Annotated in this window: 15 protein-coding genes; 11 read left to right on the forward strand and 4 right to left on the reverse strand. The window is 44.9% G+C overall.

The genetic code is table 11. From position 1 onward, the window contains the following. Nucleotides 1-2 precede the first annotated feature (2 nt). Entirely contained in the window at nt 3-1,253 is a 1,251-nt protein-coding gene (gene hemA, locus KO531_RS03445) for a glutamyl-tRNA reductase (RefSeq protein ID WP_028761678.1), read from the reverse strand. Nucleotides 1,254-1,506: 253 nt separating this feature from the next. Between hemA and lolB the strand changes: the two genes are divergently transcribed. The 3 genes from lolB to KO531_RS03460 all read left to right on the forward strand — a co-directional run bounded on the left by lolB (nt 1,507) and on the right by KO531_RS03460 (nt 4,067). Then, a complete protein-coding gene (gene lolB / locus KO531_RS03450) occupies nt 1,507-2,151 on the forward strand; it encodes a lipoprotein insertase outer membrane protein LolB (RefSeq protein WP_219250389.1) in 645 nt (214 codons plus the stop codon). Between the two features lies 1 nt (nt 2,152). Next, nucleotides 2,153-3,007, forward strand: a complete 855-nt coding sequence (gene ispE, locus KO531_RS03455; RefSeq protein ID WP_219250390.1) for a 4-(cytidine 5'-diphospho)-2-C-methyl-D-erythritol kinase — start codon at nt 2,153-2,155, stop codon at nt 3,005-3,007. Nucleotides 3,008-3,119: 112 nt separating this feature from the next. Beyond that, on the forward strand, nt 3,120-4,067 hold the full coding sequence (locus KO531_RS03460) for a ribose-phosphate pyrophosphokinase (RefSeq protein WP_006080255.1): 948 nt from the start codon (nt 3,120-3,122) through the stop codon (nt 4,065-4,067). 185 nt (nt 4,068-4,252) lie between these two features. Here the strand turns inward: KO531_RS03460 and KO531_RS03465 are convergent, their stop codons facing one another. Then, a complete protein-coding gene (locus KO531_RS03465) occupies nt 4,253-6,115 on the reverse strand; it encodes a methyl-accepting chemotaxis protein (protein ID WP_219250391.1) in 1,863 nt (620 codons plus the stop codon). A 439-nt stretch (nt 6,116-6,554) separates the two neighbouring features. Between KO531_RS03465 and KO531_RS03470 the strand changes: the two genes are divergently transcribed. Genes KO531_RS03470 through KO531_RS03480 form a run of 3 tightly spaced genes read left to right on the forward strand, consistent with a single transcriptional unit; the run spans nt 6,555 to nt 8,625 of the window. Next, entirely contained in the window at nt 6,555-7,088 is a 534-nt protein-coding gene (locus KO531_RS03470) for an RNA polymerase sigma factor (RefSeq protein ID WP_113939254.1), read from the forward strand. Next, on the forward strand, nt 7,088-7,672 hold the full coding sequence (locus KO531_RS03475; RefSeq protein WP_219250392.1) for an anti-sigma factor: 585 nt from the start codon (nt 7,088-7,090) through the stop codon (nt 7,670-7,672). Before KO531_RS03470 ends, KO531_RS03475 begins: the two co-directional genes overlap by 1 nt. Next, nucleotides 7,669-8,625 (forward strand): DUF4097 family beta strand repeat-containing protein, encoded by a 957-nt coding sequence (locus KO531_RS03480; protein ID WP_219250393.1) that lies wholly within the window; start codon nt 7,669-7,671, stop codon nt 8,623-8,625. Before KO531_RS03475 ends, KO531_RS03480 begins: the two co-directional genes overlap by 4 nt. A 71-nt stretch (nt 8,626-8,696) precedes the next feature. On the opposite strand, the gene rsuA is transcribed toward KO531_RS03480, so the two are convergent. Further along, entirely contained in the window at nt 8,697-9,449 is a 753-nt protein-coding gene (gene rsuA, locus KO531_RS03485) for a 16S rRNA pseudouridine(516) synthase RsuA (protein ID WP_219250439.1), read from the reverse strand. A gap of 78 nt (nt 9,450-9,527) precedes the next feature. Between rsuA and KO531_RS03490 the strand changes: the two genes are divergently transcribed. The 5 genes from KO531_RS03490 (at nt 9,528) to KO531_RS03510 (ending at nt 14,514) form a co-directional block, all read left to right on the forward strand. Beyond that, complete coding sequence (locus KO531_RS03490; protein WP_198571876.1) at nt 9,528-10,082, forward strand: sugar O-acetyltransferase; 555 nt, start codon at nt 9,528-9,530, stop codon at nt 10,080-10,082. Nucleotides 10,083-10,343: 261 nt separating this feature from the next. Continuing rightward, a complete protein-coding gene (locus KO531_RS03495) occupies nt 10,344-12,428 on the forward strand; it encodes a M13-type metalloendopeptidase (protein WP_219250394.1) in 2,085 nt (694 codons plus the stop codon). A 192-nt stretch (nt 12,429-12,620) separates the two neighbouring features. Then, entirely contained in the window at nt 12,621-13,406 is a 786-nt protein-coding gene (locus tag KO531_RS03500; protein ID WP_131523742.1) for a RelA/SpoT domain-containing protein, read from the forward strand. Nucleotides 13,407-13,575: 169 nt separating this feature from the next. Continuing rightward, the gene (locus KO531_RS03505) at nt 13,576-13,983 is read left to right on the forward strand and encodes an SMI1/KNR4 family protein (RefSeq protein WP_113939053.1); all 408 of its coding nucleotides are present in this window, start codon (nt 13,576-13,578) and stop codon (nt 13,981-13,983) included. A gap of 30 nt (nt 13,984-14,013) precedes the next feature. Then, nucleotides 14,014-14,514, forward strand: a complete 501-nt coding sequence (locus tag KO531_RS03510; RefSeq protein WP_131523743.1) for a DUF4447 family protein — start codon at nt 14,014-14,016, stop codon at nt 14,512-14,514. 128 nt (nt 14,515-14,642) lie between these two features. Here the strand turns inward: KO531_RS03510 and KO531_RS03515 are convergent, their stop codons facing one another. Then, the gene (locus KO531_RS03515) at nt 14,643-17,228 is read right to left on the reverse strand and encodes a TonB-dependent receptor (RefSeq protein WP_219250395.1); all 2,586 of its coding nucleotides are present in this window, start codon (nt 17,226-17,228) and stop codon (nt 14,643-14,645) included. Nucleotides 17,229-17,330 lie beyond the last annotated feature (102 nt).

The following is a 17,330-nucleotide window of genomic DNA, read 5'->3' on the forward strand; positions in this document are numbered from 1 at the left end:
CCTTAGTTTTTATCTAATCCAAGCGCTGATCTTAACTGACCGAGAGTATTCAAATCGCCCTGACGACTCGCTGCCGTGAGGGCCTGTGTCGGTGCGTGGATAAGTTTGTTGGTCAGGCGATTGGCTAGTTCAATCAATACCTGCTCAGTGTCTGAGCCCTGAGCTAATTTATTCAAGGCGCGTTCCACTAACTCATCTTTTACCGCCATGCTCTGGCTGCGATACTCGCGAATACTGTCGACCGACTCTAAAGAACGGATCCAATCCATAAATAGGAAAGATTGTTCTTCAGTAATTACTTCAGCTTGCTCGGCGGCTTCTTTTCGAGAAGCCATATTCTGTTCAATAATGCTATGCAGGTCGTCCACTGTATACAGAAACGCGTCATCCAAATCGGCGACTTCCGGCTCAATATCCCGGGGAACTGCTATATCAACCAATAACATAGGTTGATGGCGACGCTGCTTTAGCGCTTTTTCGACCATGCCTTTACCTAAGATAGGCAGAGGGCTGGCGGTAGAGGATATCACGATATCGGCTTTTGGGAGATAATCTGGTATCTGCGCCAGTGTAATTGCTGTTGCGCCAAACTCCTCACACATGCCTTGGGCACGTTCTAACGTCCGATTTGCTACGACCATTGAAGCCACGCCGTTGTCTTTAAGATGCTTCGCAACCAATTCTATGGTTTCACCTGCACCAATCAACAGTACTTTAGTGGTCGATATCGATGAGAAAATATGTTTCGCCATGCTTACCGCGGCAAATGCCACAGAAACTGCGGCGGCGCCAATTTCAGTGTCAGTGCGGACTTTCTTAGCGACTGAAAAAGTATTCTGAAAGAGTCTATCTATGGTTAGCGCAACCGTACCAGCCTCTTTGGCCTTAACAAACGCTTGCTTTACTTGACCGAGAATCTGCGGCTCACCAAGGATCAAAGAATCGAGCCCGGAGGCTACGCGCATCAAATGCCTTACGGCATCTTGACCGTGATAGTTATAGAGACAAGGTGCTACATCCTCATGATCTAGGCCGTGATATTCTTCAAGCCACGCAATAATGTCGGCCTCATCGCCGTTGTTGCAATACAACTCAGTGCGATTACAGGTCGAGACAATAACGGCTTCACCCGAGCGTGTACGACTGGCCAGACTCTTCATAGCGTCATGAATTTTGTCCGGAGAGAAGGCAACTTTCTCACGCAGGTCTACCGTGGCTGTTTTATGGTTAATACCGATTGCTACAAGGCTCATCTGACTCTTTCTAGATTCTTGGCGACTCTCTTAATAAGGGCATTCTACTGAATCGGCCCAACTAAAAACAGAATACGCTTAACAAAACCGAATAAAGGTCTAACTTCTTACCTAAATTTTCTATCAATAATAGGTAAGGCAAAATTTGCCCCAAGGGAGCAAATCTAAGTGACCGCCGATGGAAATTTTACGTTTGGCATTGGTATTCTTTCCAAGCCCTCGTATCATAAGGACTTTGGTATATCAGTCATAGATGAATAATTTGAAGCGCCTCACAAAAACCATTTTCTCTTGTTTTACCTTAAGCGCCCTACTCTTACTGGCGGGGTGTGAAACTTTGCCGCCGATGACTGACTTAAGCCCAATCACAGTCAATAATGCGCGCCAAGCCAAAGCTTGGGAATTACAGGGAAAACTAGCGATAAAAACTCCCGACGATAAACTCAGTGCCAATATCTACTGGCGCCACAGTGAAGATCGCGATGAACTCACACTCACGACTATGCTAGGCACAACTGTGTTGACGCTTAATTCAACCTCGAACTCTGCCCATTTACATATCGATGGCAAAGATTTTCGCGACGAGAATGCCCAGCGTTTACTCGAGCGCGTCAGCGGTTGGTCCATCCCCTTGGCCGATTTACCTTTGTGGATCACTGGTCAAGTTGGCCAGAATGATCAAGTACTTGAAAGCGATAGCCAAGGCAAACCTAAACAGCTCACGAACACTCAAACCCCACCGCCTTGGCTGGTCACATTTTTAAGTTGGCAATCCCAGAGCGGCGCCAACGTGCCCCATCAATTAAAGCTTGAGCGTGGTGAGTTACAACTCAAACTACAATTGAATCAATGGCAAGCCCTCGGCAAGCCTGCAATCATACTCGAAGAGAAACCTTAGCATGCCCGCAGCAATTTCACGCCATTGGCCAGCACCAGCCAAGCTTAACTTATTCTTACACGTGAATGGTCGCCGCGCAGATGGTTATCATGAACTGCAAACCTTGTTTCAGTTTATTGATTACTGTGACATGCTCGATTTTAAGGTCACTGAAACCGCAGAACTGATTTTGCACTCCAATATCTCTAATGTTGTCGCCGATAGCGATAACTTAATTCTGCGAGCCGCAAAATCATTACAACAAACCACAGGCTTTACTGGCGGCGCCGAAATCTGGTTGGATAAACGTCTACCCATGGGCGGAGGTTTAGGTGGCGGCTCGTCAGATGCTGCCACCACCTTAGTGGCACTGAACACATTATGGAACACCCAATTATCGACCGAAGAACTGGCTAAAATCGGCCTTAAACTTGGTGCCGATATTCCTGTTTTTATTCATGGTTTCGCCGCTTTTGCCGAAGGTGTAGGTGAACGCTTACAAGCGGTAAATCCGAGTGAGCCTTGGTACTTAATCATCGCACCCGATGCCCATGTATCCACCGCTGAAGTATTCCAAGATCCACTTTTACCACGTGATACCCCGAAACTGGCCATAGAGACCTTAATGAACCAACCTTGGGCAAATGATTGTCAAAAACTAGTCGTTTCTAAATACCCTCAAGTTGCCAAGGCATTAGGCTGGCTGCTAGAATATGCGCCGTCGAGAATGACAGGAACAGGCGCATGCGTGTTCGGGGAATTCACACAAAAGCAACAAGCTCTCGCAGCCTTGGCGAAATTACCGTCTGAAATGCAAGGATTTGTTGCACAAGGGATGAATCTTTCGCCGCTCATCACGCGACTCAGTCACCCTTAAACTACTTTCTTCTAGAGTAACCACTTAACGATAACGCCTCGGGTTCCTCCCGTCCCTACATCGTCGTTACTCTAGCCACTAAAATATAAAGCAAACGCCTGAGGTTCATACAGTGCCCGACATCAAGCTCTTTGCTGGGAACGCCACCCCCAGTCTCGCTAAAAAGATAGCCGATCGTCTATTTTGCAAACTCGGAGACGCAGTGGTTGGTCGTTTCAGCGATGGTGAAATCAGTGTCCAAATTAACGAAAATGTACGTGGGGCCGATGTGTTCATCATCCAATCCACTTGTGCGCCGACAAACGACAACCTGATGGAACTCATCGTGATGGTTGACGCGCTGCGCCGTGCATCTGCTGGCCGTATCACAGCTGTTATTCCTTACTTTGGTTATGCTCGTCAAGACCGTCGCGTTCGTAGCGCCCGTGTACCTATTACTGCAAAAGTGGTTGCCGATTTCCTGTCTAGCGTGGGTGTTGACCGCGTTCTGACCTGTGACCTGCACGCTGAGCAAATCCAAGGTTTCTTCGACGTTCCTGTTGATAACGTATTTGGTAGCCCAGTGCTACTAGAGGATATGTTAGCGAAGAACTTAGATAATCCAGTCGTTGTTTCTCCAGACATCGGTGGTGTTGTTCGCGCTCGCGCAGTAGCAAAACTGTTGGATGATTCTGATTTAGCGATCATTGATAAACGTCGCCCACAAGCGAACGTTGCGCAAGTTATGCACATCATTGGTGATGTTCAAGGTCGTGACTGCATTATCGTTGACGATATGATCGACACAGGCGGCACTCTGTGTAAAGCGGCTGAAGCCTTAAAAGAACATGGTGCGAACCGCGTATTTGCTTACGCAACTCACCCAGTGTTCTCTGGCAAAGCGGCTGAAAATATCGCTAACTCAGTGATTGATGAAGTGATTGTGACTGACACCGTTCCTTTAAGCCCAGAAATGTTGAAAGTGGCTAAAGTAACTCAGTTAACTATGTCTGCGGTACTGGCTGAGGCTATTCGTCGCGTAAGCAACGAAGAGTCTATTTCTGCCATGTTCCGTCACTAATAGTTCTGTTACTGAACGTTCTGACTAATCTGAGCGGTTCCAATGCACAGCTTGCTGTTTTAACGAATCACTAAGCTTGCAGAGCTAATTACTCAGACATAAAAACGCACTCCTCGGAGTGCGTTTTTGTTAGTGTATTTTCTAAGCTAGCTTTTGCTCATCAGATTAGAGTTGGCTTTTAAATATTAGATTTTAAAATTACTCACCGCACGGAATAAGAATTCAGCCTGCGCTTTCAGCTCATCAGATGCCGACGCATTCGCATCTGCCGCATGGGATGACTCCTCAGCGATATCGCGGATCACCACCACGTTCTTGTTCACTTCGGCCGCCACCATACTTTGCTCTTCAATAGCCGCCGCAATTTGAGTACTCATGTCCATAATATTACGCACGTCGTTATTGATAAGCTTCAATAAAGCGCCTGCACTTGCCGCTTGTTCAGCGCTTTCAACGCCTTGTTTTTGGCTAGATTCCATCAATTGCACAATCGATCGGGTACGCGTCTGCAGCGTTTGAATGATGTTAGCAATCTCTTGGGTTGACGATTGCGTCCGCATCGCTAAGTTACGCACTTCATCGGCAACCACAGCAAAACCACGGCCCTGCTCACCCGCACGCGCCGCTTCAATCGCGGCATTCAAGGCTAAAAGATTGGTCTGCTCAGCAATACCGCGGATCACATCTAACACGCTACCGATAGTCTCGCTGTCACGTTCCAATTCGTTAACGACCGCTGCTGAGCTATTCAACTGCTCAGCAAGTGACTGGATTTTATGTATCGTTTGCTCAACCTCTAATTGACCACTTTGGGCATTATCGTGGGTCTGACCCGCTTTTGATGCCGCTAATTCGGTTGTTTTAGCGATTTCCTCAATCGTTGCGCCCATCTCAGTGATTGCTGTTGCGACCATGTCGGTCTCATTAAGTTGTTGGCCCACACCTTCGGAGGCGAGCATGGCATTTTCTGAAACACGTTTACAGGAAGTGTTAATCGTTGCGACCGACTCAATCACTTGCTCAATCAGCTGTTGGAAGCTACTCACCATGCTATTGAAATGCTGTGCAATTTCACCAAGTTCGTCTTGGGTGGAGGCATCGCACCTCAATGTCAGATCTTTACTCACCTCGATGCGAGAAATGATCTGCGTGATACGCTCAACAGGCGCGATAATACTGCGGATAATCAAGTAGGTAATGATTGATAGTAGTAACGCAATAAAGATAAACACAGTAATACCGACATTAACACTACTACTCTCAGCATCATCAATGGCCTTAAGAGCCAAATTTTTCAAGTCACTCGTACTGCTCTCAGTTTGCTGGTTTGCAGCTAAAACTCGCGCCATAGTACCGTCATTTTCGGTCAAACCAAGCTGCTGTTCCTTATTAATTAAGCTTTTGAAATCCTTTTGATATTGAGTAATAAGCTCTTCAATTTTTCGTTGAGTATCAATATCGATACTCGAGGCATGAAGCTTGTCATTAAACTTACTAATATTAGTATCGAAGGTTTCGACATAACTTAGCTCACGACGCAGCATAAAATCCTTTTCGTTACGCCTAAGTTGCAGCATTGCGGCTTCGAGTGCGGGCTGATCAAATTCTTTGAGTAGCGTTTCAACGTTATGCACCGCAGCTCGTAACGTACCGTACAAACCTGTTTTAGGTGTTAAGCCAATCTCTTGTTGTAGCTGCACCACTTCAGAAAAAGCGGCTTGATACTGATTTAAATTACGGTCAAAACTTTCAAGTGAGGCAGTCGATACCCCATATTCTTTAAAGGCTTTCTCTAACTCAGGGACAATACTGTCGATTGCCATGTGGCTTTGCTTATGCAGCTCGACATATTTCAAATCCTTGCGAGCGAAAAAGTCCTTTTCATTTTTACGCAAAATTAAGACGTCGCGCTCTAAATCAAGCACACTTTGAGCCGCGTTAGAAAGTTCCGATTTCACCGAATTTGAATAGAGTTGTAATCCAAACATGGCAATTAGTGCCGAAATAGACACTGCAGCACTGAGTAACAACTTTGAGCGGATTAGCATAGAAAGTCCCCGAATATATAATCTATCTTAAAAAGATAGCTGGAAATTAAGCCTTTAACAGCGCAAACATAGCAATACATTAAAAGTTCACATCAAATACTTTGATAGCTTGTCGATTTAAGCTCCCATACTGTGAGTACCGCATTATTTTTAACTTAGTTCTTCAGGGTGATACCCTACCGTTACTACAAAGTATTTCGTTTTAATTACGTTAAATATACCGTATCAAAGCAGATGTAAGTGTCATAATATCAATTGATATAAAATGAATTACTTCATTAGCTTAGCAGTACTTTTTCGGGCGAATTCTACTACAAATTACAAAAATGTTACGCTGGATAATTGATCTAAATAAAATATATTTTTTAAGGTTCCAAACCTTTTGTAGCGCCCACTGCGTCAAAACTACAACACTCAATCATTATGGCAGGAAATTACAGTGACAGCAGGGATCCTCCCACTCAATGGCTCAATGTCTGACTTTGAACTGGTCACCTTAGCGAGCCAAGGAGACAGAACTGCCTTCAAGTTGCTGTATCAAAGCCATTACCAACGTATTTACGCCCTATCACTGCGCCTTTGCGGCCATAGCGCTATGGCTGAAGAAATAACCCAAGAGTGTTTTATTTTAGTGTGGCAGAAGTTGCCACAATTTCGAGGTGAGAGTCAGTTTTCCACTTGGTTACACAGTATTTGTGTCAATCAAGCATTGAGCAGCATTCGTAAACAAAAGTCCTTTTGGTCACGATTTATTCCGCTGGAACAAGAAACAGAACCCTTAAGCTCTGATAGCAGCTATAGCGGATTAGATAAGTTAATTTTCAAACTGCCAGAACGCGCTCGCATGGTTTTCGTACTCTGTGCAATCGAAGGTTATCAACATGATGAAATCGCTGACTTACTTGGCATTGCCGTCGGCACCAGTAAGACCCAATACCATAGAGCTAAGCAACTACTACAGGAGATGCTGTAATGACGTTAACGCCGCTTTCCCGTGAACAACAGCTTGAGCAATTGATTAATAGCGCGCCCAAAGAGATGTCGCCTACACATGATCTGTGGCAAGGCATTGAAAAACGCATGGATAAAACGCTGATACCCCAAACGTACAAATCCCAGAAGAGTCACGCTTGGGCGATAGCGGCTTCGTTTATTATTCTAGCGGCATTGGGATATACCCAATTGCCCTATTTCAACTCATTCATAATGCAGCAGACAGAGCTTGCCCAGAACCAAGCTATGCCAGAGCAACCAGAGGATGTGGCCTTACATTTATTACTCACCCAAATTGCAACATCACACCAAGCGCAAGTGGACAACCTAGAACAGGCGCCAAATGCGCTAATGTGGCAAACGAGCAGCTTCAGCGCACCCGTTGAGCAAGGTTTAACTGAGCTAAGGCTCGCGGCAACACAGATTTACCAAGCTTTACAAGCGAATCCAACCGATAAACAACTTTGGCAACTGTGGCTTTGGGTGCAGCAGCGTGAGCTCGACCTATTACAACAGGGCCAAAAATTACCCATTAGAAACTCGACACAAGGAAACACCCTATGAGTAACCTCAATCTCACTAAAGCTAGCCTATTGGTTTCGACACTCTGTTTAGGCTTAATGGGCAATGTGTTAGCAGCACAAAGCGTTGATAAACAGTTAAGTGTCAGCAGCGACACTCAACTGCAGATCAAAGTCCAACGCGGTGATGTGACCATTCAAACATGGGATAAGAGTGAAGTGAGTGTCACTGGCACATTAGATGAATTGAGCGAAGGCTTTGTGTTTGAGCAACAGGGAAATAGTCTCAATATCGAAGACAAAATGCCTCGCCACTATAATGGCAATAATGACAAAGGATCACAGCTCACCATTAAAGTCCCAAAAACGGTTAAACTCAGTGCAGATACCATATCTGCCAATCTGCAAGTTGCCGAAACTCAAGGTGAACTAGATTTGAATACGGTAAGCGGCAATATCAACGCCAACAACTTAAGTGGTAAACCTGAGTTACATACAGTCTCTGGTGATATCACGACCAAAGCACTTGATGGAAAAATCAAATTAGAAACCGTATCCGGCACGATTCAGGACACTGACAGTAAAGGAGAAATGAATTATCGCCTCGTTAGCGGTGACTTAAAAAGCCACACTCAAGCAGAAAAAGTCACGATTGAACAAGTCTCAGGTGAAGTGAATGCTAACTTTAGCGTCACCAAGGAAATCGAGCTCAGAACCGTCAGCGGAGATTCACAAGTATCACTCGCTAAAAACTTCAACAAAGCAAATTTTGAAAGTGTGAGTGGCGATATTACCGTGATCTTTAATGATGTTCCCGATGCCAGCTTCAACTTAGATGGTGGTCCTGGTGGAAAAATCAACAACGGTTTAACCCAAGATGTACCGCAAAAACAAAAATATGTACCAAGCACAGAGTTATCATTCCAAACAGGCTCTGGTGCAGCCAACGTGAAGATGAATACCATCAGCGGTCATCTGATTTTAAAGAAACAGTAATAAAAGCTATTTAGCACAAATAAAAATGCCGCCAAAGTAAAACTCGGGCGGCATTTTTTATATCAAAGTCATCAGACTGAAGCTATCTCTTCAGGCGTCAAATATCGCCATTCACCCAGTGCTAAGGAGGGGTCTAATTCAATTTGCCCTACACTTTCACGATGCAACCCTTGCACATGATTGCCCACAGCGGCAAACATACGCTTCACTTGATGATACTTACCTTCGGTGATGGTTAATCGCACTAATTGTGGATCAATAATCTCCAGTAACGCCGGCTTAGTTAGACCATCTTCACCGCGCAATTCAACGCCAGCGGCAAAAACCGCAATCAAACTAGCATCCACTGGCTCATCGAGTTGCACTAAATAGCGTTTGCCACATTCTTTCTTCGGTGAGGTGATCTTATGCGACCATTGGCCATCACTGGTAATCAACACGAGTCCTGTAGTGTCAGCATCTAAACGACCAGCAATGTGCAAAGTTTCTGGCTTAGGCACATCCACTAAGCTCAATACCGAAGGGTAGGTTTCATCTATCGTCGAGCAAATAGTGTCTACCGGTTTGTTAAGCATTAAATAACGCTCGCCCACTAAGACAATCGGCTCGCCTTCAAGGCAAACACACATACCTTCAGTCACTTTAAAACCCGAGTCTTTAACGACTAAGCCATCACAAGTAATATCACCGCGATGCAGGGCTTTTTTCGCTAATGAGCGAGTCAGTGAGGTACTCTCACAGATAAATTTGTCTAAACGCACGTTAATACTCAACTTCAATAAAGAAAACTGCCGTATTATGAAGCCGACCCGTTCAAAGGGCAAAGAATTGCTGCTCAACGCGACCTGTGTTTCTATATTAGCCCTTACGCATTGACAGTAATCACCATAGGGAAAGATGCTATGACTGAATTCCAAAAGATGATCACAGGCCAAGAATATGATTGTCTTGACAGCGAACTCTTAAGTTTAAGAACACAACAGCAGCGACTGAATCGACAATTAAATCAAACGATTGCTCAAAATAGTACTGAGTACACCCAACTCTGCCAACAACTTCTGCCCCTTAAATCGCCAGTCGCAACTATCTCCACGCCGATTTTTATCAGTTATGGCATCAATCTCACTCTTGCTGACAGAGTGTTCATCAATGTCAATGTCACCTTGCAGGATAATGCCCCCATTTTTATTGATGAACAGACTATGGTCGGCCCCAATGTACAGTTTTATACCTCAAGTCACCCACTTGATGCCGAGCTACGTTGCTCAGGTTTGGAAACCGCTAAAGCGATTCACATCGGTAAACGGGTATGGATTGGCGGCGGCGCAATCATAATGCCAGGAATCAATATTGGTGATGATGCCGTCATCGGTGCTGGCGCCGTAGTGACTAAAAATGTCGCAGCCAAAACAGTGGTTGCAGGTAACCCTGCAAAACTAATTAGGCAACTGAATTAACCCTATTTTAAAATGATAAATCGAAGTGCTCACTTACCTGAAAAGGCCTGCATACGGTAACTTTGCAGCTACTGACTTAAATATGCTCACTGGTAACCTTTAGTTACATATCACTCAAGATAAATCCACGATAAACAGTGTAATGACCTTGTTTCGATTCCTAGTAAGGCATTAACATAGTTCATTGCGCCTGAAGCAATCCCATTTTGCCAAAATAACAGCCCCAATAATGGGCACAATAATAAACTCGAAGGAAACAACATGAGAAAAGTACTCATTGGGGGACTGTGTGCCTCACTTATCGCAGGCCTGACTGCCTGTAATGACAAGGCAGCCGAAGTTAAAGCACCTGAAACTGCTAAAACAGCCACCGCAGCGGCAGTGACTCAAGCACTAGGTTCTGGAATTGAATTTGCTAATTTTGATAAAGCGATTCGTCCACAAGACGATTTCTATAAATACGTTAACGGCACTTGGCTAAAAAACACTGAGATCCCATCCGATCGCACTAGCATTGGCGCTTTCTACGATTTACGTGAAAAATCACGTGACGACGTAAAAGCCATTATCGAAGAAGTGGCTGCAACGCCCAACCTCGCCGTTGGTACAGACGAGCAAAAAGTGGCCGATTTATATCGTTCATTTATGGATACTGAGACACTCAATAAACTGGGAGTCACACCAATCCAAAGCGAATTTGATGCTATTAATGCCTTAAAAGATAAGAATGAATTAGTGAAGTACTTCGCCCACAGCCAAATCGCTGGCGCGGGTACCCCAATAGCATTTTATATCGATATTGATGCAAAAAACTCTAGCCGTTACGCAACTCATCTCTATCAATATGGCCTAAGCCTGCCAGAAAAAGACTACTACTTTAACGAATCAGAACGCTTCGTTAATATCCGTAAGGCATATGTCGCCCATATCGAAAAAATGTTTACCCTTGCGGGTCTTGCTAACCCGAAAGCCAGTGCTGAAGCTATTTTAGCCTTAGAAACGGCGATTGCTGCTAAGCATTGGGATGTGGTTGAAAATCGCGACAGCACTAAAACCTACAATCTATTTCAAGTCAAAGATCTGCCAACACTGGCACCAGATATCGATTGGGCTGGCTACTTAGCCGCTCTTGGCGCTGACAAGCAAACCGATATCATAGTTAACCAACCTAGCTATATCCAAGGGTTAAACGAAGTTTTAAAAACGACTGAGTTAGCCACTTGGAAAACCTATATGCAATGGCAAGTGCTGACGCACGCGGCGAGCAATCTGAGTGAAGCGTTAGACAATGAAAACTTCGCTTTCTTCTCTAAGACATTGAATGGTCAAGAAGAACAAGAACCTCGTTGGAAGCGTGGCGTTGCAGCCGTCAATGGCGTTCTTGGTGAAGTTGTGGGTAAAGTGTATGTCAAACGTCACTTCACTCCAGAAGCCAAAGACCGTATGCAAGCACTGGTTGAAAACCTGCGTGGTGCTTACGGCGACAGCATCAAAGAATTAACTTGGATGAGCGACAGCACTAAAGTGGCTGCTGCGGATAAATTAGCAAAATTCAACCCGAAAATCGGTTACCCGAACAAATGGGAAGATTACAGTAAGCTGACCATCAAGGCAGACGACTTAGTCGGTAACGCTATGCGTGCCAGCGAAGTTGAACATGCTAAATCATTAGCCAAACTGGGCGCGCCAATCGATAAAGACGAATGGCACATGACGCCACAAACGGTTAACGCTTACTACAACCCAACCATGAATGAAATCGTGTTCCCTGCTGCAATTCTGCAACCACCCTTCTTCAATTTGGCGGCTGACGATGCAGTCAACTACGGTGGTATTGGTGCGGTAATCGGCCACGAAATGGGCCATGGTTTTGACGACCAAGGCGCTAAATTCGATGGCGAAGGCAACATGCGTGATTGGTGGACAGAGCAAGACTTGAAAGAGTTCTCTGCTCGCGGCCAAGCGCTGATCGCACAGTACGATGGTTACGCAGTGTTTGATGATCTGCATGTTAACGGCAGCTTAACCTTAGGCGAGAACATTGGTGACTTGTCAGGTGTGACTATCGCTTATCGTGCTTATAAGAAATCGCTTAACGGTAAAGATGCACCCGTTATCGATGGCTTAACGGGCGATCAACGTTTCTTCATCGGCTTCACGCAAATTTGGCGCGCAAAAGCTAAAGAAGAAGCAATGCGTAACCGCGTAGCGACCGATCCACACTCACCTGCGGAATTCCGCGCACTGGGTGCACTATCTAACATGCCTGAGTTCTACACTACGTATGATGTAAAACCTGGCGATGCCATGTATATCGCACCAGAGAAACGCGTAAAAATTTGGTAAGCCAAATTTAAATCACTGTTCAGCGGCATAAGCTGGCCAACAATGGCGCTCACTGTTACAGGTGGCGCCATTTTTATTTCCTTAAACCACTGAGATGAACAAGTCTTCATGGTTGGTTCAGCTTTAATTAAGCAATAGAAGCCTATGGTGGGTGCGTGACCTGAATAACTCACCCATAAGGAAGTAGGCCGCATGACTAAGTTATTTCGTACTTTTTTTATTTTTCTACTCTTATTATCAAGCCGCGCTGGTGTAGCAAATCCTCTCGACATTAGTGACAGTAAAGCAGAACGTGGTAATTACAGTGCAAGACAGGCATCAAGCCATGACCTACAAGGTCTATATGCACTCAGCAGTCAGACCTTCGATGCGCCTCATCAATCCTCGAATGACTTATCCGTGCTCCATCACCAAGCCTATGATGCACAAGCTGAACTCGCCCAATTACTCACCAAGATTGCCCATTATTCACAGGCACAAGTGATTGTTCCGCCAGTAAAGAGTTACCAAAGAGCTGCCGATAAAGTGGCCACAAAATTTAACGGTGATGCCAGCCAAATTACCGACCTTGCAAGGGCAAGTATTGTGACCGACAGCATTCAAGATCTGATGCAGGCCTACCAAACTTTGAATGAGCACACCCAAGTTGTGAAACAAAAAAACCGCTTTGCTGAACCTAAAGCCTCCGGCTATCGCGATCTCAATCTACTGGTACGCTTACCCCAATCAGGCATGATTGCTGAAGTGCAATTACACCTACAGGATATCGCTGATATTAAAAATGGTCCTGAACACAAGGTATATGAAAAAGTACAGAGGATTGAGGCCAATGCTCGTAAACAACAACGTTCACTAAGTGAGTTTGAACTCGCGCAGATTGCCCAATTACGTCAAGAATCACATAAGTTGTACCACAAGGCATGGCTTAACTATAAACGGGTTGATGAAGCCAGTTTATTAAGAGCCTCAGTCGCTTAACTAAAAAGCTTCCACTCTTGCGCTGGTTATCTGTAAAGGTACCAGCGCTTTTTTATATTTTACAGCGCCTGAAACATCATCTTAATAAGGTGTAAAAAAGCACTCTCTCGCATCGAACGTCTTTTTAAGTATATAATCCCGCGCCATAGCCCTATAAGCAGGAAATGCCATGCACGACATTATTGAGCAACTCCAAGAACGCAGCGAAACTGTTCCTGTACCACTCGAATTACCTACATTTGAGCAGCTCGTCGAAGTCGAAGAGCAAATCCTGATTTCATTGCCAAGGGAGCTAAAAGAATACCTGCTGTATGCCAGTGATGTGATTTACGGCACGATAGAGCCAGTAACAGCATCGGATCCCTACTCGCACACCTACCTGCCCGAAGTGACTTGCTATGCGTGGTCCATCGGTATGCCAAGGGACATGATTGCCATATGTCAGCAGGGTGATGCTTTTTACTGTATCGACCAAGATGGTCAAGTACATTTCTGGAAAAACGGCGACTTTACCGATATCTATTGGGAGTCGTTTTGGGAATGGGTTGAAGAAATCTGGTTAAAGATCAAATACTAATTTTACTTTTATTGCATTGAGAACACGATTATGTATAAGAACATTGGCTTGAATGCCATCGAAATGAGCTACTTACGCCAGTCACTCAGCTTAAGCGCGGCTCAAGTTGGTGCTCTGACTAACCATAGCGAAGCCGATGTACTCGCCTGGGAAAGCGGTGAACAACTGGCACCTGAGCTGGCGCAAAAGAAACTGCTTGATATTGATGACATCATTGAGATGCAAGTGCTCAACACCTGCGATGGTATCGAAGAACTATTTAAGAAAGAACCTAAGCGTCACTTAGCCTTCGTGGTCTACCCCACTCAAGCGGTTTACACACAATACAACCCCGAATTCTTAAGTTCACTGCCTTTTACTGAGCTGTACAACACGGCAGCTTGGCGCATTAAGAAAGAGTGCAAACTGGTCCTAGAAGTCGACGTCAGCCTAGTGGCTCTCGACGTGGATGCCTACAAAGCCTTCCGTGAACCGACCAAAATGAGTGAAAGCCGCGAAAGTCGCGCAAAGTGGGCAGCGACTCAGTTATAAACTCAACCGTCACAAGTTTTAACCCTATAAAAATAAAGGCCAATATCATTATTGGCCTTTTTTATTAGAGATCACACCACCCATCATAAATGACGCGCCATTCCGAATGAAATGACGCTAAGCGGTAGTTAGAAGTTCATCGTGAATTTAGTGTAAATGTATCGGCCCATAGGATTATGTACTGAAATAACATAGCCGTAGAGATCCGTATCACCGTCACCGATAGCAAATGGTGGCTCTTCATCAAATACGTTGTTCACGCCTAGTGTCAGCTTGAACATTTCATTGAAGCGATAAGTACCAGACATGTCGACCAATAATTGAGAGTCGATCATACGAGACTTATTACTTTCAAAATCAAGTACACCATCGAAATTGATATCTGGGGTATCTTCAAATTCACCGATGTAACTCAAATTAATATTGGCGGCAAAATTATCCATAGTCCAGTTAGTGGTGAGTAACCAGCGATGTTGAGGGAACTTATACTCACCCGTGTAATCCAGACCATCTTTCTCAAAATTATGTAAGTAGCTGTACTCTAAGCCAAACTTCAAATCCCCATAGCTATCTAACTCAAAACCATAATGACTAGAGACATCCATCCCTTGTACATCTTGAGAGCTTAAGTTGATAAAGCTTGAATGGATAATACTGATCGGACCTAAAGTTTGACCTAGCTGTGGCGCTAAGCGCTCGCACACAGTGCTATTTTGATCGTTACAATTTGCAGTATAGATATCGCCTAATGGCTGTTTATCAATTTTGTTGTCTTGCGTGATGCTAAAGATATCAAAACCCACATCAAACGTCTGACTCGGCGCCCAGATCATACCGACGTTCCAAGTTTCGGATTCTTCAGCATCCAGCTCAGAGTTACCTTCAAATTCAGTGTTGTAATCTAAGGCTTCACAATCAACATTATCGGCAGCGCAACGGTAAGTATCGACAAAGAAACTACTTTCGCGAGATGGACCAAGACCTATCTGCGCTAACGAGGGTGCACGGAAGCCCGTAGACCAAGACGCGCGCGCCGTTAACTCGTCGGTCACTCCCCATTGAAAGGCAACTTTAGGGTTAGTCGTTGAACCAAAATCGCTGTAATGATCATATCGACCAGCGAGTTGCAACTCGAAGTTATCCGTGACTGGAATAGATAATTCCATATAAGCGGCATATTGCTCACGGGATGCCGCCGCAGAGACAGCTTCAGTACCAAAAATCAATCCACGTTGGAATTGCTCATCGGGCACATCACTGACATCTTCTTCGCGATATTCAGCTCCCGCTGCCATCATGATGTCGCGACCGGCCAAGGTAAATGCTTGACCAGATATGTTAGCCGCATAAGATGTCATGTTTGACAAACCTTGGCGTACTAAACTGGTGGTAATAGCGTCAATGATCTCTTGTGAGTTCATCGTGCCGCCAAAAGGATTGTAACGACCCGCATCAATTTCACGTTGCAAATAATCGGTTCTTACCCAGCCTTGGCTGCGATCACCCGTTTGAGTCGACTCACTGCGACCTTTTTGAACAGAAGCTTCCCAATCCCACTCTTTTACTACACCGCGTAAACCTGCGACTAAACGTAAACTATCGGATTCAATATCCCAACGTCGTGCGCCCGCATCAACCGTACGGAAGCGACCAATTTCAATATCTTTCCCCCAAGGATTATTCGGGTGAGATCCAGGTACAGTTAAACCAGCATCCTCGTCAAGTGGTGTCGGTGCTCCCCCTGCGATTGAGGTATTGTGCTGCGCCGCTAACTCTAAAAATGCTGTTAAATCATCATTAAAATGATAGTCAAATTGGCCAATAGCCCCTACGCGCTCCGCAGCCGGCGCAACAAAATTGTATGAGCCGTACTCAAATAAACAACTTCCACTCGCGGTTGCACTATCAGCAGGACAAGCAGGGTCGATAGTTTTAACACCATCAACATAGAAATACCCAGGAAAGCCACGGGAAGAACGAAAATCTTCACCACCATAAGGTGATTGATTTGAAACACCAAAACGTCCTAAATCAGTCGCAGCTAAAGTATCATTTTTGAAATAGTCGAGGATAACCGATGCGCTACCCTTATCGGACTTCATCCCCCACACCATATTCGCTGTAGTTTCATCGTAGCCAGTGCCTGAAGCATCACCGTAGCCAAGATTGACCTCAATGCCTTCAATGTCTTTTTTCAGAACTATGTTAACCACACCCGCGATCGCATCAGAACCATAAATAGCCGATGCACCGTCCTTCAGTATGTCGATACGTTCAATAGCTGATACCGGAATATTATTGATATCAACAAAGGAATTAGTGATACCTTCGGCAAAAGCACTCGCCGCAACACGACGACCGTTAATTAACACTAAGGTCGCATCTGGGCCTAAACCACGTAGACTGATAGATGCGCCGCCGTTGGCGGTTGAATCTTGGCTGTTTCCTCGGGTAGAAAACGCGCCAGCACCATTGGCAGGCATGCGTTCAAGTAATTGCTGCAGGTTATCAAATCCCATATTGGCAATATCGTCTTTACTGATCGATTGAATAGGGGAAGGGCCTTCAATATCGGTACGTTTAATACGGGAACCCGTTACTTCAATACGTTCAACTTTTTCTGCACCTTTATCGGCAGCATGGGCCACTGTTGGCGCACATGCCATTGCAATTGCGATTGCACAAGCACTGGGTAGAATCTGAGGTCTGTTCATACATTTCCCTTGTTTTATTTATCTCATTAAAATTATTTTAACAATAAGAAAGCCCTAAATTAACAATACACAAGGTAATGAGTTACAAACCAAAGTCAATGG

Source organism: Shewanella sp. NKUCC06_TVS (assembly GCF_019345515.1).
Classification (GTDB): domain Bacteria; phylum Pseudomonadota; class Gammaproteobacteria; order Enterobacterales; family Shewanellaceae; genus Shewanella; species Shewanella oncorhynchi.

Bases quoted from the DNA above. Each gene is read 5' to 3' on its own strand.
- ispE (WP_219250390.1), top strand. From the start codon at position 2,153: ATGCCCGCAGCAATTTCACGCCATTGGCCAGCACCAGCCAAGCTTAAC.
- KO531_RS03495 (WP_219250394.1), top strand. From the start codon at position 10,344: ATGAGAAAAGTACTCATTGGGGGACTGTGTGCCTCACTTATCGCAGGC.
- KO531_RS03475 (WP_219250392.1), top strand. From the start codon at position 7,088: ATGACGTTAACGCCGCTTTCCCGTGAACAACAGCTTGAGCAATTGATT.
- lolB (WP_219250389.1), top strand. From the start codon at position 1,507: ATGAATAATTTGAAGCGCCTCACAAAAACCATTTTCTCTTGTTTTACC.
- KO531_RS03505 (WP_113939053.1), top strand. From the start codon at position 13,576: ATGCACGACATTATTGAGCAACTCCAAGAACGCAGCGAAACTGTTCCT.
- KO531_RS03490 (WP_198571876.1), top strand. From the start codon at position 9,528: ATGACTGAATTCCAAAAGATGATCACAGGCCAAGAATATGATTGTCTT.
- KO531_RS03510 (WP_131523743.1), top strand. From the start codon at position 14,014: ATGTATAAGAACATTGGCTTGAATGCCATCGAAATGAGCTACTTACGC.
- KO531_RS03465 (WP_219250391.1), bottom strand. From the start codon at position 6,115: ATGCTAATCCGCTCAAAGTTGTTACTCAGTGCTGCAGTGTCTATTTCG.
- KO531_RS03515 (WP_219250395.1), bottom strand. From the start codon at position 17,228: ATGAACAGACCTCAGATTCTACCCAGTGCTTGTGCAATCGCAATTGCA.
- KO531_RS03480 (WP_219250393.1), top strand. From the start codon at position 7,669: ATGAGTAACCTCAATCTCACTAAAGCTAGCCTATTGGTTTCGACACTC.
- hemA (WP_028761678.1), bottom strand. From the start codon at position 1,253: ATGAGCCTTGTAGCAATCGGTATTAACCATAAAACAGCCACGGTAGAC.
- KO531_RS03500 (WP_131523742.1), top strand. From the start codon at position 12,621: ATGACTAAGTTATTTCGTACTTTTTTTATTTTTCTACTCTTATTATCA.